Annotated in this window: 24 protein-coding genes, 1 tRNA gene and 1 other annotated feature; of the genes, 17 read left to right on the top strand and 8 right to left on the bottom strand. The window is 33.3% G+C overall.

Translation table 11 applies throughout. From position 1 onward, the window contains the following. Position 1: 1 nt before the first annotated feature. Entirely contained in the window at positions 2-235 is a 234-nt protein-coding gene (nrdH, locus tag CBF36_RS06050; protein ID WP_125957495.1) for a glutaredoxin-like protein NrdH, read from the bottom strand. A gap of 402 nt (positions 236-637) precedes the next feature. Here nrdH and CBF36_RS06045 point away from each other — a divergent pair, with 402 nt between their 5' ends. The 6 genes from CBF36_RS06045 to CBF36_RS06020 all read left to right on the top strand — a co-directional run bounded on the left by CBF36_RS06045 (position 638) and on the right by CBF36_RS06020 (position 4,977). Beyond that, positions 638-1,225 carry a hypothetical protein gene (locus tag CBF36_RS06045; RefSeq protein ID WP_125957494.1) on the top strand — a complete coding sequence of 196 codons (588 nt, stop codon included), beginning with the start codon at positions 638-640 and terminating at the stop codon, positions 1,223-1,225. 54 nt (positions 1,226-1,279) lie between these two features. Then, positions 1,280-1,352: transfer RNA gene (locus CBF36_RS06040), tRNA-Lys, on the top strand. Positions 1,353-1,799: 447 nt separating this feature from the next. Further along, entirely contained in the window at positions 1,800-2,426 is a 627-nt protein-coding gene (locus CBF36_RS06035) for a sugar O-acetyltransferase (RefSeq protein ID WP_125957492.1), read from the top strand. Positions 2,427-2,501: 75 nt separating this feature from the next. Continuing rightward, positions 2,502-3,470 carry an ABC transporter substrate-binding protein gene (locus tag CBF36_RS06030; RefSeq protein ID WP_125957491.1) on the top strand — a complete coding sequence of 323 codons (969 nt, stop codon included), beginning with the start codon at positions 2,502-2,504 and terminating at the stop codon, positions 3,468-3,470. A 17-nt stretch (positions 3,471-3,487) separates the two neighbouring features. Beyond that, a complete protein-coding gene (locus CBF36_RS06025) occupies positions 3,488-4,228 on the top strand; it encodes an ABC transporter ATP-binding protein (protein ID WP_125957489.1) in 741 nt (246 codons plus the stop codon). Beyond that, positions 4,225-4,977, top strand: coding sequence for an ABC transporter permease (locus tag CBF36_RS06020; protein WP_125957487.1), 753 nt, complete (start codon positions 4,225-4,227; stop codon positions 4,975-4,977). The genes CBF36_RS06025 and CBF36_RS06020 overlap by 4 nt, the downstream gene beginning before the upstream one ends. Here CBF36_RS06020 and CBF36_RS06015 read toward each other — a convergent pair. Beyond that, positions 4,974-5,540: a prepilin peptidase gene (locus tag CBF36_RS06015; RefSeq protein ID WP_165865394.1), complete on the bottom strand. Its 567-nt coding sequence runs from the start codon at positions 5,538-5,540 to the stop codon at positions 4,974-4,976. The two genes, CBF36_RS06020 and CBF36_RS06015, sit on opposite strands and share 4 nt — an antisense overlap. A gap of 113 nt (positions 5,541-5,653) precedes the next feature. Between CBF36_RS06015 and CBF36_RS06010 the strand changes: the two genes are divergently transcribed. Continuing rightward, entirely contained in the window at positions 5,654-6,397 is a 744-nt protein-coding gene (locus tag CBF36_RS06010; protein WP_125957484.1) for a hypothetical protein, read from the top strand. A gap of 30 nt (positions 6,398-6,427) precedes the next feature. Here the strand turns inward: CBF36_RS06010 and CBF36_RS06005 are convergent, their stop codons facing one another. The 3 genes from CBF36_RS06005 to proB are packed head-to-tail and all read right to left on the bottom strand — an operon-like array spanning position 6,428 to position 11,158. Further along, the gene (locus CBF36_RS06005; protein WP_125957482.1) at positions 6,428-9,046 is read right to left on the bottom strand and encodes a YfhO family protein; all 2,619 of its coding nucleotides are present in this window, start codon (positions 9,044-9,046) and stop codon (positions 6,428-6,430) included. 29 nt (positions 9,047-9,075) lie between these two features. After that, the gene (locus tag CBF36_RS06000; protein WP_125957480.1) at positions 9,076-10,323 is read right to left on the bottom strand and encodes a glutamate-5-semialdehyde dehydrogenase; all 1,248 of its coding nucleotides are present in this window, start codon (positions 10,321-10,323) and stop codon (positions 9,076-9,078) included. 25 nt (positions 10,324-10,348) lie between these two features. Beyond that, positions 10,349-11,158 (bottom strand): glutamate 5-kinase, encoded by an 810-nt coding sequence (gene proB, locus CBF36_RS05995; RefSeq protein ID WP_125957478.1) that lies wholly within the window; start codon positions 11,156-11,158, stop codon positions 10,349-10,351. 245 nt (positions 11,159-11,403) lie between these two features. On the opposite strand from proB, the gene CBF36_RS05990 reads away from it, so the two are divergent. The 9 genes from CBF36_RS05990 (at position 11,404) to CBF36_RS05950 (ending at position 21,594) form a co-directional block, all read left to right on the top strand. Continuing rightward, entirely contained in the window at positions 11,404-13,374 is a 1,971-nt protein-coding gene (locus tag CBF36_RS05990; protein WP_243637986.1) for a KUP/HAK/KT family potassium transporter, read from the top strand. A gap of 101 nt (positions 13,375-13,475) precedes the next feature. Next, positions 13,476-14,003, top strand: a complete 528-nt coding sequence (locus tag CBF36_RS05985) for a dCTP deaminase/dUTPase family protein (protein WP_125957474.1) — start codon at positions 13,476-13,478, stop codon at positions 14,001-14,003. A 109-nt stretch (positions 14,004-14,112) separates the two neighbouring features. Then, positions 14,113-15,483 carry a DNA repair protein RadA gene (radA, locus tag CBF36_RS05980; RefSeq protein WP_125957472.1) on the top strand — a complete coding sequence of 457 codons (1,371 nt, stop codon included), beginning with the start codon at positions 14,113-14,115 and terminating at the stop codon, positions 15,481-15,483. Positions 15,484-15,503: 20 nt separating this feature from the next. Then, positions 15,504-16,589 carry a PIN/TRAM domain-containing protein gene (locus tag CBF36_RS05975; protein ID WP_125957471.1) on the top strand — a complete coding sequence of 362 codons (1,086 nt, stop codon included), beginning with the start codon at positions 15,504-15,506 and terminating at the stop codon, positions 16,587-16,589. Positions 16,590-16,689: 100 nt separating this feature from the next. Next, the gene (gene gltX / locus CBF36_RS05970) at positions 16,690-18,165 is read left to right on the top strand and encodes a glutamate--tRNA ligase (protein ID WP_125957469.1); all 1,476 of its coding nucleotides are present in this window, start codon (positions 16,690-16,692) and stop codon (positions 18,163-18,165) included. Beyond that, positions 18,150-18,362: a binding site (T-box leader), on the top strand. (Overlaps the previous gene by 16 nt.) A gap of 47 nt (positions 18,363-18,409) precedes the next feature. Next, complete coding sequence (gene cysS / locus CBF36_RS05965; protein ID WP_125957467.1) at positions 18,410-19,828, top strand: cysteine--tRNA ligase; 1,419 nt, start codon at positions 18,410-18,412, stop codon at positions 19,826-19,828. Beyond that, positions 19,825-20,244 carry a Mini-ribonuclease 3 gene (locus CBF36_RS05960; RefSeq protein ID WP_125957465.1) on the top strand — a complete coding sequence of 140 codons (420 nt, stop codon included), beginning with the start codon at positions 19,825-19,827 and terminating at the stop codon, positions 20,242-20,244. The genes cysS and CBF36_RS05960 overlap by 4 nt, the downstream gene beginning before the upstream one ends. Further along, positions 20,225-21,040 carry a 23S rRNA (guanosine(2251)-2'-O)-methyltransferase RlmB gene (gene rlmB, locus CBF36_RS05955; RefSeq protein ID WP_125957464.1) on the top strand — a complete coding sequence of 272 codons (816 nt, stop codon included), beginning with the start codon at positions 20,225-20,227 and terminating at the stop codon, positions 21,038-21,040. The genes CBF36_RS05960 and rlmB overlap by 20 nt, the downstream gene beginning before the upstream one ends. Before the next feature lie 17 nt (positions 21,041-21,057). Then, entirely contained in the window at positions 21,058-21,594 is a 537-nt protein-coding gene (locus CBF36_RS05950) for an NYN domain-containing protein (RefSeq protein WP_125957463.1), read from the top strand. Positions 21,595-21,645: 51 nt separating this feature from the next. On the opposite strand, the gene CBF36_RS05945 is transcribed toward CBF36_RS05950, so the two are convergent. From CBF36_RS05945 to CBF36_RS05935, 3 genes are all read right to left on the bottom strand, one after another. Continuing rightward, on the bottom strand, positions 21,646-21,891 hold the full coding sequence (locus tag CBF36_RS05945) for a hypothetical protein (protein WP_125957461.1): 246 nt from the start codon (positions 21,889-21,891) through the stop codon (positions 21,646-21,648). Between the two features lie 133 nt (positions 21,892-22,024). Beyond that, positions 22,025-22,741, bottom strand: coding sequence for a DUF4811 domain-containing protein (locus tag CBF36_RS05940; protein ID WP_125957460.1), 717 nt, complete (start codon positions 22,739-22,741; stop codon positions 22,025-22,027). Next, positions 22,738-24,213: an MDR family MFS transporter gene (locus tag CBF36_RS05935; RefSeq protein ID WP_125957458.1), complete on the bottom strand. Its 1,476-nt coding sequence runs from the start codon at positions 24,211-24,213 to the stop codon at positions 22,738-22,740. Before CBF36_RS05935 ends, CBF36_RS05940 begins: the two co-directional genes overlap by 4 nt. Before the next feature lie 140 nt (positions 24,214-24,353). Here CBF36_RS05935 and CBF36_RS05930 point away from each other — a divergent pair, with 140 nt between their 5' ends. Further along, positions 24,354-24,791 carry a MerR family transcriptional regulator gene (locus CBF36_RS05930; protein ID WP_125957456.1) on the top strand — a complete coding sequence of 146 codons (438 nt, stop codon included), beginning with the start codon at positions 24,354-24,356 and terminating at the stop codon, positions 24,789-24,791. Positions 24,792-24,833: the final 42 nt, after the last annotated feature.

Here is a 24,833-nt window from a genome sequence, read left to right as displayed (position 1 = left end):
ATTAAACCGCCAACGTTCTTAATTGATCAGGTCTAAAACCAACAATTGTAATATTTTCATCCATTGTTTTTAAAACAGGAACACTTTGGAAACCTTGTTCTTTTAATGAATCAATATATTGTGGTTCTTTATCTATGTTAATTTCGTTAAATTCAACATTTTTTTGTGCTAAAAATTTCTTTGTCATTAAACATTGTGGACAATTGTTTTTTGTGTATAGTGTGATTGTATTCATGAGTTCTTCCTCCTAATTTGTTCTCGTTAATATAAATATAAGTATAGCTTGAAATAAAAAAAAGTCAATAATGAAACACTAGATATTGTGTTCGAATTATTGAAAGCTACTAGCTATTGTGTTTTAGGTAAAAAAGAAAAAATTCTCATAAAATAAAAATTCTTAACCAATAGTCTCTAGTATAGACATACTAAGTGTAAAAGTAAATAGAAAAAAATTCGAAAAAAAGACAAATTTGTCGCCTCGTCGGACGAAACTCTTCACAAAGCCATACTAAATTATCTATATAATATTAGATAGGATAAACGCTTTCTATAAAGGGTAGACATTTTAAAATACATACGATATATTTAATGAGCGAGATGTTAATCCTTTATTTTTGAATAAAAGGAGTTGGATAAGATGAGAAAAGATGGTGGGACAATGACAAATGAACATTTAGAAGAGGCAAATCGTTTATTTGAACAAGCGATGAACGAAGCAGAAGAAAAAATAAATGTGTTTGAGAAAACATTTTGGTATAGACAACTTAATTATTCTGAACAAATGATATCACGAAAAATTATTATGTCTTTTAGTGAATATATGTTTGATTATCATTTTCAGACATTAAATGAATGGGAAGAAAAAGCACTACAAGATGTTTTATTAGATATTTTTCCTCATGAATTTGTGGCAGGCCCAAAATTTTTTGAAAAAGTTATGGTTGTATTAATTAAATTTTTTGAGTTTTTATATTTTCATGAAAATTATTCACAAGGATTATATTTAGCAGAAAAAATTAAATCGTTACAGGATGTTGTATTGGTAGAAGTAGAGAATTTATTGCGTGACACCCCAGAAGCTGAACTCTTGATATTAGGTGAAGAACTAGGGCTTGATATGAGTAATTTAGAAGATATTGATTGTTTGTATCAATTAGCTGAATTGATACAAAATGAAGGAATTAGATCACAAAATATTGTTCCTATGAAAACACGAAAAATTTAGATAATTTCTTGCGTGAAAAAATAACAAGTGATATAATAAACATGTTCATTTCTTGGGCTGTTAGCTCAGTTGGTAGAGCAACGGACTCTTAATCCGTGGGTCATGGGTTCGAACCCCCTACAGCCCATAAACAAAAATGAAAAGGAATGCTTAAACGTTGATGTATCAATGATATGTCGTTGTTTAAGCATTTTTTATTTGTAAATAAAAAAACATAATCTAATTTTGATTTTATAGCGTGAATATTAAGAAAACAAGCTAATCCATCAATTAGATTAGCTTGTTTTCTTACTATATAAGGTTAAAAGAGTTGTTTACTTATTATGAAATAAGTAAAATGAAAAAGTTTGTTAAGGTTGTTTTGTTAGTACGAAGATATTGTACAATTAAAATATGATAAAAGTGTGAAGAGTATTTTTATTAACTCACTATTAATTATAAATATCTCGTCAAAAATGTTTTAATATTTAGATTATTAAGTCTATATTATACACAGTAATGAACAAACAATAAATTGAAATGTTATCTAGAATTTGTTTAAATAAATTCATCAAATAAAATTACGGAGGTTTATATGAAAACACAACGAGAGCGTATGATTAATGGAGAACTGTACTATCCTGGTAGTGGTGAGACCGAGTTAAGAGAGTTATTTATGAGAAGTCGTCGTTTAATGCGTGAATATAACCAAACAAGTGAATTGGAAGCAGAAAAAAGAGCAGCTTTACTGAAAGAATGGTTAGGAAAAACAGGAGAAAAAGTCTATATAGAACCTAATTTTAAATGTGATTATGGAAAACATATTTCAGTTGGAGAAAGGTTTTACGCTAATTTCGATTGCATTATGTTAGATGTTTGTCCTATTACTATTGGGGATAATACGATGTTTGGGCCGCGCGTTAGTTTATTGACAGCTTCACACCCAATTGATGCACAAGTGAGAGTATCTGGCTTAGAATTAGGATCACCTATCACGATTGGAAGTAATGTGTGGTTAGGTGGTGGGGTTATTGTTAATCCTGGTGTGACGATTGGAGATAATTGTGTCATAGGATCGGGTGCAGTAGTGACAAAAAATATTCCACCTAATACTATTGCAGCGGGGAATCCTTGTAGAGTAATCCGTCCCATCACAGACGAGGATAAATCTTATTGGGAAAAACAAGCGAGTTTATATTGGGAAGAGGTTGAAGGAAACTAGTCATACTATGGTATATTATGATATTTTGTGATATTTTATACTAGTAGATAAATAGCGATAAGGGAGTTTTTTTCATTGAAGAAGAAGTTAGGTTGGATTAGTTTAATATCAGTTATGGCAATTGGTCTATTGGCAAGTTGTGGCACAAAAGAGAACACAGATCAAAAACAAACAAATGACTCAGCTAAAAAAGAATCATTGACTTTGAGTTTTGGTGCTATGCCGGCAGTTGATAGTTTACCAGTTTATATTGCTGAAAAAGAAGGATATTTTAAAGAAGAAGGACTTAATTTAGAATTAAATAGTTTTAAGTCACCAAAAGATCGTGATGCGGCTTTAACGAGTGGTCATTTAGACGGAGCAAACACAGATTTAATTGCACTGAGTACCTATAGACAAGGTGATATGGATGTCAAAGTGGTTAGTCAATCAATTGGTACTTTTTCTGTTTTAACAGGAAATGATAGTATTAACACGATAAATGATTTAAAAGGAAAAAAAGTGGGTTACGCTAAAAATCAAGCACCTTATTATTTTTTAGATGAAGCATTAAAAACGCATAATTTATCTGTTAATGAAGTTGGGTTTGAAGAAGTGCCACAAATTCCAGTCAGAGTTGAGTTAACATTAAATCACAAAATAGATGCTACAGTTGTACCTGAACCGTTTAGAACGATTGGTTTGTCGCAAGGATTAAAAGAATTAACGAATAGTCAAGAGTTAGGTATTCAGTCAACCGTTTTTGCTTTTACAAACGAAGCACTAACCAATAATAAAGAAGCCATTGAAGCTTTTTACCGTGCCTATAATAAAGGTGTTGATTATGTCAATGATCATAATCTAGATGATTATTATGATGTGTTAAAAGAAAAAATTGGTTTTACGGATGACATTAAAAAAGATGTAACATTACCTAAGTATGTTCATGCAAAACAAATAGATGGTAAACAAGTAGACAATGCATTAAACTGGTCAAAACAAGAAGGTATTTATAAAAAAGAATACAATCAAAAAGAGGTTATGAGTGATTTACTCGTTAAATAAGTATAGAGGTGAAAGAGATGTTAACCATTGAAAACGTCAGTGCGTCTTATGAAGGAGCACCGTTGATTTTAGATGACATCTCTTTTACTGTTTCTAAGGGAGAAATTGTCGCGTTAATTGGTCCAAGTGGGACGGGAAAATCGACGTTGCTTAATTCTATTACCACGTTGCATCAACAGTATCAGGGAACGATTACATTGGATGGAGCAGTGATTAATCCAAAGTGTCATAAAATAGCTTGGATACCACAAAATTATGGCTTACTACCTTGGGAAACAGTAAAAGAGAATATATTGCTTGGAGTATCTGTTCGAAAATTATCTGTAAAAACAATATCTAATCGATTAGATCATTTGGTAAATGAATTAGGCTTGGAGGAATTACTATTACGTTATCCTAATCAACTGAGTGGTGGACAACAACAACGAGTTGCGATTGCTAGAGCGATGCTTGTGACACCAGACATTTTTTTATTAGATGAGCCTTTTTCTGCCTTAGATGCACTAACACGAGAACATATGCAAAGTTTGTTTTTAACTCAGTGGGATAAAGAAAAAGCCCCAGCTATTTTAATTACTCATGATGTAGAAGAGGCTGTATTTATGGCAAGTAAGATAGTCTTATTATCCGGTAAACCAGGAAGAGTATCAGCTGTCATAGAAAATAGTAGCTTTTCGATTCCGTTGAAAGAAAAAAGGTTATCACCACTATTTTATGACACCATCAAACAAGTGAGAGGAGCAATGGAAAAAGCATGAGAAAAAGTGTATCAAAAGTGACACATGCGATTCTAGCATTTATTTTTTTAACTATTTTATGGTGGCTAGCAAGTAAGATATTAAATAAAAATATGTTACCCACGCCGTTTGCGGTGTATCAACACTTAATGGCTATCGAGCCACAAGTATTATGGCTACATACATATAATAGCCTGGTTCGTCTGTTTTGGGGGATGCTGATTGCTGTTGTGATAGGATTAATCATAGGGCTTTTGATGGGACGTTTTCCCAAAATAAATCAATTGTTGGATCCAATTGTTTATTTGACTTATCCCATACCTAAGATTGCATTGTTACCCATTATTATGTTGTTATTTGGATTAGGAAATGCTTCTAAAATTATCTTATTAGTGTTGATTATTGTGTTTCAAGTTATTTTATCTGTGAGAGATGGTGTTAAGTCGATTCCAAAAAGTTATTACCATCATTTGTATGTACTAGGTGCGAGTCAATTTCAACAGTTTTGTAAAATTACGTTACCTGCGGCGTATTCTGCCATTTTAAATGCCGTAAGGATAGCGTTAGGAACAGCGATTGCTATTTTATTTTTTACAGAAGTATATGGAACAAGTTATGGATTAGGTTTTTTCATTATGGATGCGTGGGGAAGATTAGATTATTTAGACATGTATAGCGGGATTTTAGTGCTAAGTTTGGTGGCTTTTATTTTATTTCAAATGATTGATTTTGCTGAAAACAGAACAAATAAATGGCGTAAAACGTATTAAATTATTGATAGTACAATAGTTAAAGCGATGGTTAAAAATGGGACAAAAGCTATTTTTGTAAGAGAATTACTTGTTAATAAATGATATAAAATAATATAGAGTATTCCTGTAAGTGAAGCAATAAATATTAACCATATAAGTTGTATCGGAGATAAAAAGATTGACCAGTAGACAAGTAATTTGATGTCACCAAATCCTAATTTTTTTGGCATCAAATAACTAAGTAATAAAAAGAATACCAAGACACATAAAGGGAATAGCCAATTTATTGATGGATAAAGAATGAGTAATCCTATTAGGAATAAGACAGATAAATAAGGATCAACGATATAGTAGTAAAGATCAATAATAGCTAGATAAACCCCCATCACGATGAGTAAAGTGTGTGCTGTAGCCAATTTTGTTGTAAGTAAAAGTAAATAGATACATGAACTTCCAAGAAGAAATAAAGAGTGATTATTTTTTTCTGAGAAGTTTATTTTATTATTGGGGGATAAGCATAATAAATAAGACGAAAATATGAATGACATTGCATTTAATACACAATATAAAAGAACTCTCAAATCCATCCACTCCTTTTTAAAAAACATACGGATAAAACAAAAAAATTCCTTTTTTAAAAGATTATATGGTAAACTTACAATAAACGAATGTAATTAATTGGAGTGTAAAAAGCATGTTGAAAGACAAAAAACAATGGTTTTTGTTGTTAAGTGCATTAGTACTATTCTTTCTTTCCGGCTGTTCTTCAAAAAATGATAACCCAGATGAGATAGCCTCTTTGTTTGCAAATCGTCTGTTTTATAATGAACAGTTAAGTGAATACCAAGAGACGTTTTCTGATAGTGAGTTATTTAATAAGCGTTTAAAAGAAGTGGAAGAGGATTTAGAAAATAATTTCGCGACAGTTTTTGAACCTATATCAGGGAAGTTATCTAAAAGTGAAAGAGAAGATATATCGAAATCCTTAATTGATAAGGTGAGGGAAACAACAAGTTATACCTATACGATTGACGAACAGTCAAAAGATGAACTTAAAGTAACCTATCATGTTAAAGGCTTTGATTATGCTAGACTTGTAGCAATGATGATGGCTAATTTATTGGAGCATCAAGATAAAATTGATATTGGATCAGTTGGAGCTAAACACTTAGTAACAACAGCTTATTATGAAGCTTTAGAGAAATCAATGAGTATTGTGGAACCAGTAGATATTAATGTTTGGTTTAAAAAAGACGATAATAAGAAGTGGTTGGTTGATAGTAAAAAAACAAGCGAGACAGATGTTGAAAATCTATTGTTTGTTTTTATGACAGGAAAAGTTCATGATGACAATTATGAGCAAAATATGTTAGAAGAGATTAATCAAATTGTTGATAGAGAAAAAGAAAAAGACGCAAAAACATCCTCTCCAGAATAATGGAAAGGATGTTTTTTTAATCTTTATTAATTAAATAGACTTTCTTTTTTTTAATGTCACTTTCGTTAAACGATAATAAATAATAAATAGACCGGTCGCACTAACAAAACAGATGAGTCCAATCATGAGTCCAGGTGGTAGGAAACTTAATTCAATATCATGAACTCCTTTAGGAACTGTAAAGGTTAAAAAACCATCTTGGAAGTCTTTTATGGCTACTTTTTTATCATCTATTTTGACTGTCCAACCTTTATCATAAGGAATAGTTGTAAAGACTACTTGTTCTTCTGGTATTTCTACGTGAGCAGTTGCTTTTCTACCACTGACTTTAAAATCTACGCCTTTTTCTTGTATAGATTTAATAGCCGCATCAAATTTAGGGATATCAAGTAATACAACAGGTGGATTGATTAATTCAATGGTATCTGTTCCATAAAAAGAAACCGAAAATTCTACAATGGAATCTTCTTTGAAGTAGCCTAAATTATAGTATTGACCTGTAATTCCGATTTGTGTTTCATAACTAACCTTTTGTGTAGTGATTTTGGCATTAGAACTTTTTAAATCGCCAAAATTATTTGGAAAAAGGCTAAAGTAAGCTTGTTTACCAGCCGGTACACTGACTTGATATGTGACAACTTTGGCTTCATTTGATTTTTGTTCTTTAATCGCCACACGATTATTTGGTAAATTGGTTATTTGAGCATTTTGTGTACTGACAACTGTTGGATTAGTAAAAGTGTAATAGACATCATTTAAATCTGCTAACTGGTTAATCAATGTTGTTTGAGCACCTAAATTATCTCTTGCTGGCAGTTTTAATTTATACAAATCATCATTTGTTAGTATCCCTAAAGGTAGAGCATTATCATTTGTATACAGGGTATATTTTCCTTGACTATCTGTGGGATTAAATCCATATTTTAAAATATCTTGATCACTGATATTGTGTTTAATCCCCATTAGGCTGTCCATTAATAAGGTGTTATTTTGGTAACGAATATTTAAACTAGTTCCTCGAGAGCGAAATCCTAGTTCATTAAGTAAAGCAGAAGAATGTCTATTTCTAATAGAAGAAAACATACTAATGCCGCTATATCCATAATTAAAGCTATCATTACTTGAAATAGGAGCAAGAGATTCTAAACGATTAAATGATTTTTTATTCGAGTCATTGGCTTTATCAACAAGGTATTTATAATCTGGGTAAGGCTCTGAATATAAACTACGAGAAGCGTAGTTCCAATCATTTAAAATCCCATTTAACATAAAGGATGTGTTGATATAGGCTTCACCAGTCACTACTAAAAGCAGTAAAAAGACAAAAGTATTTTTGGGCAATTGATTGCCGTAGTAAAAATACATACTGACTAAATATAGGCCTAAAAATAGAATGGTTAAGACATATTGTCCTAGAGTAACATAAGTGTAACTCTCTTTACTTGAAGCAAAGAATGCAACCGAAAATAATACAGCTAATGACAGTACTACAACAATCATCAAGGACATATCTGGTTTAGTAAATTTTTCCCAACCATATCCTGCTATCATCACAACTAAGAAAGAGAATAGAAAACTGTATCGGAATAAAAACATATTAGGCGCATGCATACCGTGCCAAAATAAATTAAGTGGTTCAATATAAAAACTTGCAATTAAAATAACAAATAAACTTACATAAGCCATTTTATTTTTAGTTGGAATTTTGTTACTACAAAAATAAAAGATACAAAAGATTAATGGCAGTAATCCAGCATAAATAAATGGAATGGAGCCATATTTTGTGGTATCAAAAACCCCAATCATATTTTTAATCACGATATCCCAAAAAGCTGTTGCTTCTGTTTTAAGATGACCTATAGCAGATAGTGTCTCGCCGTTAGATCTTAAATCAAATACTGCTGGCAAAATCATCACCATCGAAGCTATCCCAGCTAACATAGAGGTTGTCAGATAAGGAATGATTCGTTTTTTATAAAAAGATGCGTTTATGGCAACACGAGCAACGAAATAAAGGAACGAAAATAATCCTACCATAAATCCAAAGTAAAAATTAGATACAAATAAAAGAAAGTAAGAAACAAACAGTAAAGAAGATTTTCCCTTATCTAGTATTCGGTTGATACCTAAAAAGATCAGAGGGATGTACATAAAGATGTCTAACCACATAATCAATTCAGAGTGTGCGGTTGCAAAAGACATGAGCGAATAACAAATAGCTAATGTAACATGTGATAGATTTGGTAATTTATAGGTTTCTTTTGAGTAGTACCAAAAGGATAATCCAGCTGCACCTATTTTTAGTAAGGTTAATAAATAAAGAGCATCTGGTATATTTTGATTGTTAAAAAAGAAAACAATCGGTGTAAATATTCCACCTAAATAATATGAGATAAGAGACCAGTAATTGAGTCCTAAAGAAGCATTCCAAGTATAAAAAATACTTTGTTTACCATGTAGAACATTGTTAAAACTGGCATGGAAATTTGAAAATTGCGAGAAAGCATCACTTGCTAAGACACTTCTAGAACTTCCAGGATAAATACTTAAACTTAAATAAACGCCAATCATAACCAAAACGGGGATGATAAAAGCAAGAAGTCCGTATTTACCACTTGTTTTAAAATTCTTTTTTATGTTTGATAACATAGTTGTTCTCTATCCTCCTAGATAACATTTTAACGTCTAGTTTGCCCTTCCCCAAAGACAATATATTTTGTAGTAGTGAGTTCGTTCAATCCCATTGGACCTCTAGCATGTAGTTTTTGGGTACTAATCCCAATTTCTCCACCAAATCCAAATACGCTACCATCAGTAAAGCGAGAAGATGCATTTACGTAAACAACGGCTGCGTCAATTTGTTGCATAAATTTTTGAGAATGTTGATAGCTGTCTGTTACAATGACTTCGGAATGTTTTGTTCCATAATGGTTAATGTGTTGGATAGCTTCATCTAGATTATTGATGATTTTTACTGATAAGATTAGGTCATTAAATTCTGTGGCAAAATCTTCCTCTATTGCAAGTGTAGCAGAAGGTAGATAAGATAATGATGCTTCATCTGCTCTTAATTTAACATGATGTGCTTCAAGTTCAGGGTAGACTAGTTCAAAAAATTCCTCAGCAATAGTAGCATTCACTAAAAGTGACTCTGTTGCATTGCACACGGAAGGTCGTTGGCATTTACCGTTGATAACAATGTCTTTTGCCATCGTTAAATTAGCATGTTCATCAACATAGATATGACAGTTTCCAGTTCCTGTTTCAATAACAGGCACAGTGGCATTTTTAACCACAGATTGAATTAAGTTCGCACCACCACGAGGGATTAGAACATCTAGATAATCTGATAACTGCATGAATTTTGTTGCCGTTTTTCTGGAAGTATCATCAATAAATTGGACACATTCTTTTGGAAAATCAACTAACTCTAAAGCCTGTTGAATAGATTGAACAAGTGCTTGGTTAGAATGGAAAGCTTCTTTGCCTCCTCTTAAAATAATAGCATTCCCTGATTTTAAAGCAAGGGTGGATGCATCTGTTGTAACGTTTGGTCTTGATTCATAAATCATACCGATAACGCCTAATGGAACTCGTTGTTTTCCAATTAATAAATTATCCTCATTTCGCCACATATGATCAACTTTTCCAATAGGGTCGTCTAAATCGATGGTTGTACGAATATCATGTTGCATGGCATGGATTCGTTCTTTTGTGAGGAGTAATCTGTCAATCATGGTTTCAGGCATACCATTGTCACGTGCGATTTCAACATCTTTTTTATTTGCTGATAAAATAATTTCCGTATCTTCATCTAACTTTTTGATAATTGACTCTAGTGCATTATTTTTTTCTTTTGTTGTCGTATTATTTAAAAAAAATGCAGCTTCTCTTGCTTGCTTACCTAATACATCTAACAGTGTCATTCAAAACGCCTCCTTTTTAGTTAAATTAGCATTCATTTGAAAATAACGTGCCAATTTCTTTTCCTTCTAAAATATCAAATAAAATGGCTGGGTCTTTCCCACTAGCTAAAATCATTTGCGATTGACTATCTAATACACGTTTGGCAGCTTTTAATTTACTCATCATACCACCAGTACCAAATACACTCCCTTTGTCTCCAGCAGCTTTTTCCATTGTAGTGGTAATTTCTGTGATATGAGAGTAGAGAGTCGCTTCAGGATTAGTATGAGGGTTATCATTATAAAAGCCATCAATATCTGAGAGCATTAGTAATAAGTCTGCTTGTGCTAAGTTAGAAACAATAGCTGACAATTGATCATTATCACCAAATTTTGTTAAGTGATCTAATTCGTCTACAGATACACTGTCATTCTCATTAACAATTGGGATGACTCCCATCGTTAGTAGTTCTTCAAAGGTATTGATAACATTTTGTCGACTTGTCGGAAAATCAGTGACGTCTCGAGTCAGTAACACTTGTGCCGATTGCTGATGATAAGAAGCAAAGCGTTGCGTGTATATTTTAATGAGTTCCGCCTGTCCAATGGCGGCGATAGCTTGTTGTTTAGCAATGGTTTCAGGTCGTTTATCTAGACCTAGTAGCTTCATTCCGACGCCAATTGCACCTGAAGAAACCAAGATAACCTCATAACCTGCTTGTCTCAAAGAAGATAAGGTAAAAGCTAATTGATCGATAGCACGTAAATTTATTTCTGAATTTGGTAAGACAAGTGAACTGGTCCCAACTTTGATCACAAGTCGTTTACTATTTTTTAATAACTCTTTTCTTTCCAAAATAATCCCTCTTTTTTGTTTAATGGCTATTTTTTAAGTGTCTATGCATGCTATAATAACGCATTTTTACTTGGGTTTCCACTAATTGAAAATGATTTTTGAAAATTAGTGTTGACTTTAAAAAAAATGAGTATATGATTGTCATGAATACTAACTTTTTAAAGAGAAGAGGAGTGAAAAAAGTGAGTCAAAAATGTAACCAACAGGCGATTGATCGTTTTACGCTAGGTGGAACGCTTGTTGCTATGGGAGTTGTTTACGGGGATATTGGAACTAGTCCATTATATGTTATGAAAGCCATTGTGGATGGCAATGGAGGATTAGCTCACGTCTCAGAAACATTTATTTTAGGTGCGGTATCATTGGTTTTTTGGACCTTAACCTTATTAACCACAATAAAATATGTCATGATTGCGTTAAACGCAGATAACCATGGTGAGGGTGGTATTTTTTCACTCTTCACATTAGTTAGAAAAAACAGTCGATACTTGTTATACCCAGCAATGTTAGGTGGCGCAACGTTACTGGCAGATGGGATTTTAACACCTGCTGTGACTGTGACAACAGCAGTTGAAGGACTTAGAGGGATTCCTTCTTTTTACGATATGTTTGGTGATAGTCAACAGATTATTGTCATTATAACGGTGATTATTATCTTTTCACTGTTTATGGTTCAACGTTTAGGAACTAAAAAAGTGGGAACCGCCTTTGGTCCTATTATGTTTGGTTGGTTCACGTTTATTGGATTAATTGGTTTATCTAATTTTATGGGGAATTTATCCGTGATTCGTGCACTCAATCCTTATTATGCTGTTCATTTACTATTTTCTGAAGAAAATAAATTAGGTATTTTAATTTTAGGTAGTGTCTTTTTAGCCACAACAGGGGCCGAAGCATTGTATTCTGATTTAGGTCATGCCGGTCGAAAAAATATCCGTGTTAGCTGGCCGTACATTAAAGTATGTTTGGTATTAAACTACTTTGGTCAAGCTGCTTGGATTATTCGTGTGAAAGATTTACCAGAATATCAAAATATTGACATGCTTAATCCGTTTTTTAGAATGATGCCACAATCGTTAACAGTTGTAGGAGTTATCTTTGCTACAGTAGCAGCGATTATTGCATCTCAGTCATTAATCTCAGGCTCGTATACATTAGCCTCAGAAGCAATTAAGTTACGTTTATTACCAAGAATGAAAATTATTTATCCAACAGATCAAAAAGGACAGCTATATATTCCTGCGATTAATAACATGTTAATGGTTGGTTGTTTAGCCATTGTATTTGGTTTCCAAACATCAGCTCGTATGGAAGCAGCGTATGGGTTGGCGATTACGATTACGATGTTAATGACGACTATCTTGCTACTCGTTTATTTATTACAAGAAGGAACACCAAAACCACTGGCATATTTAATTTTCATATTCTTTGCTACAATTGAAAGTATTTTCTTTGTATCAAGTGCTTCTAAGTTTATGCACGGAGGATATGTTGCTTTAGGAATTGCCTTAGTTATTTTCTTGATTATGTTGATTTGGCATCGAGGAAACATGATTACAGAGGCTACTTCTAAACGAATTTCTTTATATGATTATAAAGAACAATTGGGTGATTTAAGAAACGATACGGATTGGCCTCAATTACAAACTAATTTAGTATTTTTAACATCTAAGATTAAAGGCCATCTGATTAGTCGTGAGATTATGTATTCGATATTGGATAAGAGTCCGAAACGAGCGAAAGTGTATTGGTTTGTTAATGTATTTGTTACAGATGAACCTTATACAAAAGAGTACTATGTTGATATGATGGATACAGATTACATCGTCAATGTCCAACTTCGTTTAGGATTTAAAATGCCACAAGAAGTCAATGTGTATCTAAGACAAATTGTGCATGATTTGATGAATGAAGGGAAATTGCCAAAACAGCCACAAAAATATTCTATTACACCAGGTAGAGAGACTGGGGACTTTTCGTTCGTGTTAATTCGTGAAGAGCTATCACGAGTAACAGAATTGAATTGGATAGATACACTCGTTATGCAAGCAAAACTTGGTATTAAAAGTCGTGCGGTTGATCCAGCTAAATGGTACGGATTAGAATACAGTGATGTGATTACAGAGTATGTACCACTAGTCATTCAACCGAAGAAAAACAAAGTCACTTTAAGACAAGTTCAAGTAGAAGAATTTGATGAAGATGATGATGAATAACATAATTTATCAAAGAAAAGAGTAAGATTTATTTTTACTCTTTTTATTTGTCTTGTTTTCGGTTAGGATTAAAGAAATCAAAAGATAAAGGAAGGTAACACATGAGTAAAGTAAGAGGTTTTGAAAAGGTATCAACGTTTGAGGACATTAATCTACCGAAAAGAGCAACAAAAAACGCAGCAGGATATGATTTTGAATCAGCTGTTGATATTGTGATTCCAAGTATTTGGAAACAAGGTATCGCAAAAGTATTAAAGGCTGTTTTATCAAAAGAAGATGTATTAGTTGATTCAGCTATGCAAAAAGAATTAAAATCAACACTTGTTCCAACAGGTGTTAAATCATATATGGGTGATGATGAGTTTTTACAGATTGCCAATCGTTCTAGTAACCCACTAAAAAATTTCCTAGTTTTAACAAACGGTGTAGGAATTATTGATAGTGACTATTATAATAATCCAGAAAATGAAGGGCATATCATGATTCAATTATTGAATTTTGGTTTAACAGATAAACACATTAAAAAAGGGGACCGCATCGCTCAAGGGATCTTTTTACCTTTTTTAAAAGCCGATAATGATTCAGCAGAAACTGAGAGAACTGGTGGATTTGGGTCATCTGGTAAATAATTCTTAAAAGAGTGGGAGTTTTTATTAGAATCGGACAATTTATGTTAAAATACGTTTATAAGTATTTTATTTAATAAAAAATCGAAAATGGTAGAATAAGGATGATTTTGTGGCAAAAAAAAAGAGAAATGAGTTTGTTTGTCAAACGTGTGGTTATATCTCTCCCAAGTATTTAGGGCGATGCCCCAACTGTGGCGAGTGGAATACATTAGTAGAAGAAGTTGCCTCAGAGACGCCCACTAGACACAGTAGAGTAAGTTTAACAGGAGAGATGAGTAAGCCACAGAAATTAAAAGAAGTGGCTGCTCAAAAGGAACCACGTGTAAAAACACAACTAGGTGAATTGAATAGAGTATTAGGTGGAGGGGTTGTTCCTGGTTCGATGGTTTTAATTGGTGGCGACCCAGGGATTGGAAAATCAACACTACTATTACAGGTATCTCAACAACTTAGTTTATTAAATGGAAATGTGTTATATGTTTCTGGTGAAGAAAGTTCACAACAAATTAAAATGCGTGCAGAACGCTTAGCAGACGGAAGCAATGATTTCTATGTTTATCCAGAAACGGACATGGGACGTATCAAACAAGTCATCGAGCAATTGACTCCCGATTATGTGATTATTGATTCGATTCAGACAATGGTGCATCCAGAAACAGAAAGTGCAGCAGGGAGTGTGAGTCAAGTACGTGCTAACACTGCTGAGTTAATGCAAATTGCAAAGACAAATAATATTGCCATCTTTATTGTGGGGCATGTGACAAAAGAAGGCTCACTGGCTGGACCAAGAATGTTAGAACATATGGTGGATACAGTGCTTTATTTTGAAGGGGATAGACATCATACGTTTAGAATATTACGTGCAGTAAAAAATCGCTTTGGTTCAACAAATGAGATTGGTATTTTTGAAATGAGACAAGCCGGACTAGTCGAAGTTCTTAACCCATCTGAAGCTTTTCTAGAAGAACGGATTGATGGTGCGACAGGTTCTGCTATTGTTTGTTCAATGGAAGGAACTCGTCCAATTTTAGCCGAAATCCAATCACTTGTGACACCTTCTGTTTTTGGAAATGCCAAACGAACTGCGACAGGACTTGATTATAATCGTGTGTCACTGATTATGGCTGTGTTAGAAAAACGAGCAGGATTGCTTTTACAAAACCAAGATGCATATTTAAAAGCTGTCGGTGGCGTAAAATTAGATGAACCAGCAATTGATTTGTCAATCGCTGTCAGTATTGCTTCAAGTTATAAAGACAAAGGGACTTCTCCCCAAGATTGCTTTATAGGTGAAATTGGTTTAACTGGTGAAATTAGACGAGTAAATCGTATCGAGCAACGTGTAGGAGAAGCACAAAAACTAGGATTTAAACGAGTGTTTATTCCTATCAACAATCTACAAGGGTGGACACCACCAACTGGGATTGAAGTGATAGGTGTCGAAACACTATCTGAAACATTATTTAAAGTATTTTCTTAAGTAAAGGAGGAGAGAGCAGTATGCAGAAAAAAATATATGTAGTTATCATGGCCATTGTCGGCTTTAGTTTAGGTGTGGCATTATTTCCATTATTATGGAAGGCAACAAATCAAGAAACGCTCAGTTGGTTAAATAACGATATTACTAACGGAATTATTGGCGCCATTATTTTTGCAATTATTGCAACATTAACTGAGCAATATTTGGTATCAGGATTAAAAAAAATAGAAAAATTTATTACTGAACAAAGCTTATCAGATTTGTTATTTGGAAGTGTTAGTACGATTATTGGATTATTATTAGGGGCACTTATTTCTATTCCGTTTTATTCATTACCGGTTGTTATACCTGCGATTATTATGTTAATTACAGGGTATTTAGGTTTTAGAGTCGGAACAATGAAAACAGAAGATTTTAAAAAACTATTTGTACCAAAGTCAAAAAAAGTATCAGAAGATATTTTAGATCGTCGTGTTGATGACTATTTTCATAAATATAAGGTTTTAGATACAAGTGTGATTATTGATGGACGTATTTATGATATTGCTAAAACAGGGTTTATCGAAGGGACATTGTTGATTCCTAATTTTGTTTTATATGAATTACAGTATATTGCTGATTCAGGTGATAGTATGAAACGTGTTCGTGGACGTCGAGGATTAGACATTTTAAATGCCTTACAAAAAGAAGAAAATATCTCGGTTGAAATGTATGAAGGAGACTTTGAAGACATTCAAGAAGTCGATAGTAAATTGATTAAGTTGGCTAAATTGTTAGATGGGATTGTGGTGACAAATGACTACAATCTTAATAAAGTATGTGAATTTCAAAATGTTCCTGTCTTTAACATCAATGCCTTAGCTAACGCGGTTAAACCTGTTGTAATACCAGGTGAGACAATGGATGTTATTGTGATGAAAGATGGAACAGAACGTCAACAAGGAGTGGCTTATTTAGATGATGGGACCATGGTTGTTGTCGAAGATGGCAAGCACTTTATGAATAAGAAAATTAATGTGATTGTAACAAGTGCCTTACAGACAGCCGCTGGTCGAATGATTTTTGCTAAACCGAGTCATTCTCAAACTACTATAAATGCTGACTAATTGTTAAAAAAGTCTTAAGAAAGTGCCTTTACTATTTAAGTAAATGAAGGTAAACTAAAAGCATAGGAAGCGATAATACGTGAACAAGGAAGGTAATACCATGGGAAATAAAGTACGTGTCAGATATGCACCAAGTCCAACAGGTCATTTGCATATAGGAAATGCCAGAACAGCATTATTTAATTATTTATTTGCTCGTCATCATGACGGCGATTTTATTATTCGTATTGAGGATACAGACCAAAAACGTAACATTGAAGACGGAGAAAAAAGCCAATTAGATAACTTAGCATGGCTAAACATTGATTGGGATGAATCCCCTGATAAACCAGGTGCTTATGGTCCTTACCGTCAATCAGAAAGAAAAGACATTTATCAACCATTAGTTGATCAATTATTAGCTAGTAACTTAGCTTACAAATGCTACTGTACAGAAGAAGAATTAGAAGCAGAACGTGAAAGCCAACGTAGCCGTGGCCAAATTCCACGCTACAATGGAAAATGTGCTCACTTAACACCAGAACAACAAGCAGCAAAAGAAGCAGAAGGCATCACACCAGTTGTTCGTTTTAGAGTACCTAAAGGTGAAGAATACACGTTTGATGATATTGTTAAAGGAAATATCACATTTGAATCAGATAGTGTTGGTGGAGATTTTGTTATCTTAAAACGTGATGGCATGCCAACTTATAATTTTGCCGTAGCCGTGGATGATCATTTGATGAAAATCACTCATGTTTTACGTGGGGATGATCATATTGCAAACACGCCAAAACAATTGATGGTTTATGAAGCATTTGGTTGGACACCACCAAGATTTGGTCATATGACATTAATTATTAACACTGAAACAGGTAAAAAATTAAGTAAACGTGATGAAACGATTTTACAATTTATCGAACAATATCGTGAATTAGGTTATTTACCAGAAGCGATGTTTAACTTTATCAGTTTATTAGGATGGTCTCCAGTTGGGGAAGAAGAAATTTTTAGCCAAGAAGAATTTATAAAAATATTCGATGCTGATCGTTTAGGGAAATCTCCTGCAGCATTTGATAATAAAAAACTTGAGTGGATTAGTAACCAATACATGAAACAGCTTGATAGAAAAACAATGGCAGAGATGGCCCTACCTTACTTGATTGAAGCGGGATTAGTAGAAGAAAATCCATCAGCTGAAAAACAAGCTTGGGTTGAAGAATTAGTGAGTCTTTATCAACCACAAATGAGTTATGCTAAAGAGATTGTTGAATTATCAAGTTTATTCTTCAATGATACATTGACTTTTGATGAAGCAGCTAAAGAAGTTTTATCAGATGAACAAGTACCAGAAGTATTAGAAGCATTTAAAGCTCAATTGAATGAATTAGAGGAATTTGATGTTCCAACAATTAAAAAAGCGATTAAAGCTGTTCAAAAAGAAACAGGAGCTAAAGGTAAAAAATTATTTATGCCAATTCGTGTGGCAGTTAGCGGACAAATGCATGGTCCAGAATTAGCAGAAACGATTCTTTTATTAGGTAAAGAACAAGCAACAGAACATATTAATTTAGCATTAAAAGAAATACAAGGATAAGAAAAGTAAGTGATCGATTGTCTTTAGAGAGCTTGTGGTGGGTGAAAACAAGTGTCAATTTATCAGTGAAATGCCTCTTTGAGTAGGATGAGTGAAGTAAGTAGCTCGTCACGTGTGATAAACGTTATGTTATCAAAAGATTCACTGATTAGTTAAGTGAATGAAGAAAAGTGGAACCACGTGAGAACGTCTTTTAACAATTTGTTAAAAGGCGTTCTTTTTTATTTATGGAAGGAGTAAGTCTATGGGAATACAAATATATAATACATTAAGCCGAAAAAAAGAAAGTTTTGTGCCAATTAAACCAAATGAAGTGAGCATGTATTTGTGCGGTCCAACTGTTTATAATTACATTCATATAGGAAATGCTAGAAGTACAGTCGCTTTTGATACGGTTCGTCGTTATTTTGAGTTTAGAGGGTATAAAGTAAACTATGTCTCGAACTTTACAGATGTGGATGATAAAATCATTAAGACAGCTAACCAAGAAGGAATTTCAACGAAAGAATTAGCCGATAAGTACATTGAAGCGTTTAAAGAAGACACGGGTAAATTAAACGTGCAACCAGCTTGTCTGCACCCACGTGTCGTTGACCATATTGATGATATCATTGACTTTGTTTCTGTTTTAATTGATAAAGGTTATGCTTACGAGTCACAAGGAGATGTGTATTACCGCACACGACTATTTAAACCATATGGAAAATTAAGTAATAAAAGTATTGACGAGTTGGAAATTGGAGCTAGTCAAAGAACTGGTGCTGAATCCGCTAAAAAAGAAGATCCATTAGATTTTGCTTTATGGAAAGAAGCAAAAGAGCATGAGGTTTCATGGGATTCTCCATGGGGAAAAGGCCGTCCAGGATGGCACATTGAGTGTTCTGTGATGGCAACAAAACATTTAGGTGATACAATAGATATTCACGCAGGTGGTCAAGATTTAGAATTTCCTCATCATGAAAATGAAATTGCTCAAAGTGAAGCAAAAACTGATCAGACGTTTGCTCATTATTGGATGCATAACGCTTATTTAACAGTCGGTGAATCAGGTGAGAAAATGAGTAAATCACTTGGCAACTTCATAACGGCACATGAATTGATGAAGGACGTTTCACCAGAAGTGGTGCGTTTTGCCTTATCAACCACTCATTATCGTCGTCCAATGCCATTTAATGACACCACGATTAAAGAAGCAACCACTAATTTAGGACGTATTAAAAGTAGTTACAATAATGCGAATTTTCGATTAGAAACGTCAGTTGATTCTTTAGAAAACGATCATGATTGGTTAAAAGAATTATCTACTTTGATGATGGAATTTGTCACAGAGATGGACGATGATTTTAATGCCGCAAATGGTATTACAGTAGTTTATCAGTTAGTGAAACACTTAAATCGTTACTTAGAAGAAGAGGTGGTTTCTAAAGAAGTCATATCTGCCTATCAAGAAACGCTAGAAAAATTAATGCTTATTTTTGGTATTGAACTAGCTAGTAGCGAGGATTTATTAGATGAAGATATTGATGCGTTAATTGTTGAGAGAAATACGGCACGTAAAGAAAAGAACTTTGCTAGAAGTGATGAAATTCGTGATTTATTAAAAGAACAAGGGATTATTTTAGAAGATACCCCTCAAGGAACAAGATGGAGTAGAAGTGAATGACAAATGAAAAAGATTATACCTTACTAAGTGGATTAACTCTTGCTTACGTGGGGGATGCGATATATGAAATATATGTCCGTGATTATTTAGTAAAAAGTGGACAAACACGTCCCAATCAATTACACCGTTTAGCAACACACTATGTATCAGCTAAAGCACAACATTATTTGATTGAGCAAATGATGGAACAAGGATTCTTAACTGATGAAGAACAAGATATGTATCGACGTGGCCGCAATGCCAAAAGCCACACAAGTGCAAAAAATACTTCCGTGGCGGTGTACCGATCATCCACAGGTTTTGAAGCATTGATGGGATATTTACATTTAACAGAACAAAAGGAACGCTTAGAAGAAGTCATTGCATGGTGTATTCAAACAATAGGAGAAAAAAATAATGAGAAAACCGCAAAATAAACGCAAACCAGAGAGACAACGCCCGAAATTTGATAAAAAATATCAACAAGAAGCAGATGTTCCAACACCAGAGATGGATGATGTAGTATTAGGAAAGCATGCCACAATAGAAGCACTACAAGCTAATCGAGGCAATAAATTATTTTTACAAGAAGATATTAAAGGAAATAAAATTGAGGAGATTAAGCAACTTGCTCAAGAAAAGATTGTCTCTATTAAATGGGTACCAAAATCTAAATTAGATGAAATGGTAGATGGATTAAATCATCAAGGGATTGTCTTAAAAATTACTCCATATGAATACCTATCATTACCTGAGTTACTTGAAAAAACAAAAGAAAAAGAAAATCGCTTTTTCTTAATTTTAGATAGTATTATGGATCCACATAATTTAGGTTCAATTTTACGGACAGCTGACGCGGTAAATGTTGATGGCGTTATTATTCCAAAACACCGTGCAGTTGGTGTGACACCAGTTGTGGTTAAAACATCTACTGGGGCAGTGGAACACATCCCTATTTCACGTGTGACCAATTTATCTCAAACAGTGAAAGAGCTTAAAAAAGAAAATATTTGGGTATTTGGAACCGATATGGAAGGAACAGACTACACTCAATGGAATGTATCAGGAGATATTGCTTTAATTATTGGCAATGAAGGAAAAGGCATGGGGCAAGCACTCAAAAAAGAAGTGGATGAGATGATTACTATCCCAATCGAAGGACACGTACAGAGCTTAAACGCTAGTGTTGCTGCTGGTTTATTGATGTATGAAGTACATAGAAAGAGAAGATAGACAATGGAGGGCATCATATGACACGAAAATTAAAACATCAAGTCCTTTTTGTCGATGGTTATAATATGATTGGTGCTTGGCCTGAATTAAATCGCTTGAAAAAGCAAGATAAATTAGGCGATGCGAGAGATCAATTATTATTTATTCTATCGAATTATGCTAAATATAAAGGAATCGAAATCATCGTTGTATTTGATGCCCAACTTGTTCCTGGAATTCAACAGACGTATGATAAGTACGGATTAACGGTTATTTTTACAAAGGAAGATGAAACAGCAGACACGTATATTGAACGAGAAGTTCCTAATAAAATGAATGCACTATCGACAGTTCGTGTGGCAACAAGCGATTTGGCAGAGCAATGGGTAATCTTTTCTCAAGGAGCATTGCGTGTTTCAGCAAGAGAATTGTTTAATTCGATTAAAGAAGTAGAAAAAGAAATTAAATCTGATACACAAGACTATAAATATCAAAATTTGAGACGAAATAGTCCATGGAATCAAGAACAAGTTCAAACGTTGAAAGAATTATTTGATGAGTTGATGTATCATTAATATTAAGTCACAAAACCCAATGATTTAAGTAGAATTACTGGGCTTTGTGATTTATTTTTTTTGTGACATAATAACCGTTTCTATTATCAATTTAACAAGATAAAGTACTCCTGATACAATAAATCCCATAAACAATAGACTAGAAACATCAGCAAAGAAATTTTCTAGTAGAGGATTACCAAATAAGCCAATCAGATAAAAAATAATACTCAAACTAAGCAAAATAATAGCAAATAAAAAAATAATAGCGTTAATCGTTAATTGTTGATTTTCCTGATTGTTAAAAAAATTTTTCATGATGTGACTCCTTTTTAAATCTGATTTTTTATCATCATAATATAAATTTAATCATGAAGTAAAGAGACAAAATTGGATGATAAGAGACCAAAAAAGGGCCATTATCTTTAAAAGAGATAGTGGTCCTTTTTCATTATTTAGTTATGTCTTTAATGATATCGGACATAATTTTTTGTTGGTACTCTGTTGCATATTTTTGAGACAACTCAGATTGTTTGTCTTTATTTGTTGCTAGAGTAGGGTCTTTAGTGACAGCTTCTTTTAATTTAGAAGAAACATAGTCTTTTGTTTCGGTTTCTAACGAGTCTTTTTTATTAGCCATCTCTTCTCCAAGTTTTTTTGCTTGGTCTGTGCTCAGCTCTAACCAGTCTTTGGGAATATAGAAAGTATTTTCTCTTGAAATGTATTCTTTGTTGTTACCTGATATTCCAAAGAGTAATTGATACATTGAATTTTTATATACCCAGCGAGTTGTGTTAGATTTTAATATTGCTTGGTTATTATCACTTGTTTTAACAGTATTGGTTACATGATTCGTTCCCGTCTGAGTGACTTTTTTTTGAGATGGTTTTGTTTTATATAAATAGACTTTTTCCTCACCAGTTCCTAGAGGTTGATAAAGCAATAGATTTAATTGGTCACTATCAGCCAAGCTAACAATAGAAACTTCTTTTAGTGTGTATTCTTTTTTCATACCAAAATGATGGGAGTAATTCATTTCCATTAAAGCAATACTTCCGATAAATAAAATACCGAAAATGGCAGTTAAAGTATATTGCCATGTTGATTTGGCAAAAATAAATGTAAAGGCAAATAATAAGGCACTAAGTATAACTAATACAACGATCATGAGATAACCTCCTGACTTTGAGAAGATTTTTTTGTATTTTCATGAATGAAAAAGGTAATTAATAAACCAATCATTCCAAATAGAACAGCCACTAAAAATGCCGCATGATAGCCCGTTAAAGTAGCATTTGTTGCTAACTCTTTGTATTCAAGAGGAGCTGACTTTAAAAGTGATTTATCAGGTAAAGCATTTTTTGTTTTATTTGTGAGAATACTGATTAAAATAGCCGTTCCAACAGAACTAGCAACTTGACGCAAGGTACTATTAACAGCAGTTCCGTGTGTAATGAGATGTTTTGGTAAAGAGTTCATACCTAATGTAGTTAAAGGCATCATAACCATAGAAATACCAAACATACGGATAGCGTATAACGTTATGATATAGATAACAGGAGTTGTTTCTGTTAAGAACATAAATGGAATAGTGGCACTGGTTAGTAAAAACATCCCCATGATACCTAAACGTTTGGCACCATGTTTATCAAAAATTTGACCAGTAATTGGCATCATGAATCCCATTACCAAAGCTCCAGGAAGTAACATCAAACCAGAATGAAAAGCTGATTCACCACGAATATTTTGAATATAAAGTGGTAATACCATTTCAGCACCAATCATTGCCATATTAGCTAAGCTTGAAAGGATGGTAGCAATCGTATAGGTTTTTGATTTAAATACTCTTAGTTCTAAGAAAGGAGTCTCGATAGTTAATTGCCTCCAAGTAAAAATAATCAGAGTAATGATACCGACTGCTAAAAAGCTTAATACTTTGGTGCTACCCCATCCATCATTTCCAACACTAGAAAATCCATAAAGTAGCGAACCAAATCCTAAAGTAGATAAACAAATGGATAACACATCAATGGCAGGATTTGATAATTCTAATACACTTTTCATTGCGAAAAACGATAAAATAATAACTAATACGACAATAGGAATGACCATATAAAATAAATCACGCCAGACATAATGGTCAATAATATAGCCTGAAAGAGTAGGCCCTAAAGCAGGAGCTAACCCAATAACAATACCAGCACCACCCATGGCTGCTCCACGTTTTTCAGGTGGGAAAATATTTAACATAATGTTTTGCATTAAAGGCATTGATACTCCAACACCAGCGGCTTGAACGAGTCTACCAGTCAGTAGTATTGAAAAAGTTGGCGCAATCGCACAAAGAATGGTTCCAACTAAGAAAATACTCATAGCCCCAATATATAAATTTTTTGAATTAAATTTATTCATTAGCCAAGCTGATATTGGAATCATAATACCATTAACTAATAAAAATCCGGTTGTTAACCACTGAATAGTGGCAGCAGAGACATTGAAGTCTTTCATCAAAGTGGGAAAGGCAGTTGTTAGTAACGTTTGGTTTAACACTGTACAAAAAGTTCCAATTAAAAGTACAGCGACAAGTAAGCTACGTTTGTATGTTTTCCCGTGAATGTCAACGGGTTGTGAGTTGCTCATATCTAAAACCTCCTAAAAATATTTTTATAACAGTAAAATAATATACACGTAACGGATATTTTTGTCAACGACATTGACACGGATGTTAAGAGAGTGTATATTGAGGTGGCTAGTAATTTTATAGAAAGTAGGACTTAGTTATGGTATCAAAATTTAAGGATTGGATAGAACAAGAAGATATCCGTATGGGAATTAGTGAATTAACTAAAAAAACTGAGACAACAACTAGACAATTAAGATATTGGGAAAAAAAAGGCTATATTCAATCTATTCAGCCAGATCCTAATAGTCCACGTTCATATAAATTAAGTGAAATTATTAAAGTAGAGTTAATTAAAGAATATTTGGATAGAGGCTACAAATTATCTATGGCCTATGAAAAAGCAATGGCTAGATTATCTAAAATGCAGCGATTTCGTGAAGTTTTTTCAAATTATTTTAAAGAGGCTGAAATTTTAGATGATCAATATGAAATATTTACAATTGGTCCATTTAGTGAGACAAAAGAAAAAATAACTATCAAGCATGATTCAGTTAATGATACATTGACCTATGAAATAAAAAAAGAGGTAGAATAATCCATATAAGTAGGCAGTTATCTATTCATTTGATAACAAAAA

Origin of the sequence: Vagococcus bubulae (genome assembly GCF_003950315.1) — a bacterium.
GTDB lineage: Bacteria > Bacillota > Bacilli > Lactobacillales > Vagococcaceae > Vagococcus > Vagococcus bubulae.
This window is presented reverse-complemented; position numbering and strand designations above follow the sequence as displayed.

What these genes read in the sequence shown, in the direction of transcription:
- nrdH (WP_125957495.1), bottom strand. Translation starts at nt 235, where the DNA reads ATGAATACAATCACACTATACACAAAAAACAATTGTCCACAATGTTTA.
- CBF36_RS06045 (WP_125957494.1), top strand. Translation starts at nt 638, where the DNA reads ATGAGAAAAGATGGTGGGACAATGACAAATGAACATTTAGAAGAGGCA.
- CBF36_RS06035 (WP_125957492.1), top strand. Translation starts at nt 1,800, where the DNA reads ATGAAAACACAACGAGAGCGTATGATTAATGGAGAACTGTACTATCCT.
- CBF36_RS06025 (WP_125957489.1), top strand. Translation starts at nt 3,488, where the DNA reads ATGTTAACCATTGAAAACGTCAGTGCGTCTTATGAAGGAGCACCGTTG.
- CBF36_RS06020 (WP_125957487.1), top strand. Translation starts at nt 4,225, where the DNA reads ATGAGAAAAAGTGTATCAAAAGTGACACATGCGATTCTAGCATTTATT.
- CBF36_RS06010 (WP_125957484.1), top strand. Translation starts at nt 5,654, where the DNA reads ATGTTGAAAGACAAAAAACAATGGTTTTTGTTGTTAAGTGCATTAGTA.
- CBF36_RS06005 (WP_125957482.1), bottom strand. Translation starts at nt 9,046, where the DNA reads ATGTTATCAAACATAAAAAAGAATTTTAAAACAAGTGGTAAATACGGA.
- CBF36_RS06000 (WP_125957480.1), bottom strand. Translation starts at nt 10,323, where the DNA reads ATGACACTGTTAGATGTATTAGGTAAGCAAGCAAGAGAAGCTGCATTT.
- CBF36_RS05990 (WP_243637986.1), top strand. Translation starts at nt 11,404, where the DNA reads ATGGGAGTTGTTTACGGGGATATTGGAACTAGTCCATTATATGTTATG.
- CBF36_RS05985 (WP_125957474.1), top strand. Translation starts at nt 13,476, where the DNA reads ATGAGTAAAGTAAGAGGTTTTGAAAAGGTATCAACGTTTGAGGACATT.
- CBF36_RS05975 (WP_125957471.1), top strand. Translation starts at nt 15,504, where the DNA reads ATGCAGAAAAAAATATATGTAGTTATCATGGCCATTGTCGGCTTTAGT.
- gltX (WP_125957469.1), top strand. Translation starts at nt 16,690, where the DNA reads ATGGGAAATAAAGTACGTGTCAGATATGCACCAAGTCCAACAGGTCAT.
- cysS (WP_125957467.1), top strand. Translation starts at nt 18,410, where the DNA reads ATGGGAATACAAATATATAATACATTAAGCCGAAAAAAAGAAAGTTTT.
- CBF36_RS05960 (WP_125957465.1), top strand. Translation starts at nt 19,825, where the DNA reads ATGACAAATGAAAAAGATTATACCTTACTAAGTGGATTAACTCTTGCT.
- rlmB (WP_125957464.1), top strand. Translation starts at nt 20,225, where the DNA reads ATGAGAAAACCGCAAAATAAACGCAAACCAGAGAGACAACGCCCGAAA.
- CBF36_RS05950 (WP_125957463.1), top strand. Translation starts at nt 21,058, where the DNA reads ATGACACGAAAATTAAAACATCAAGTCCTTTTTGTCGATGGTTATAAT.
- CBF36_RS05945 (WP_125957461.1), bottom strand. Translation starts at nt 21,891, where the DNA reads ATGAAAAATTTTTTTAACAATCAGGAAAATCAACAATTAACGATTAAC.
- CBF36_RS05940 (WP_125957460.1), bottom strand. Translation starts at nt 22,741, where the DNA reads ATGATCGTTGTATTAGTTATACTTAGTGCCTTATTATTTGCCTTTACA.
- CBF36_RS05935 (WP_125957458.1), bottom strand. Translation starts at nt 24,213, where the DNA reads ATGAGCAACTCACAACCCGTTGACATTCACGGGAAAACATACAAACGT.
- CBF36_RS05930 (WP_125957456.1), top strand. Translation starts at nt 24,354, where the DNA reads ATGGTATCAAAATTTAAGGATTGGATAGAACAAGAAGATATCCGTATG.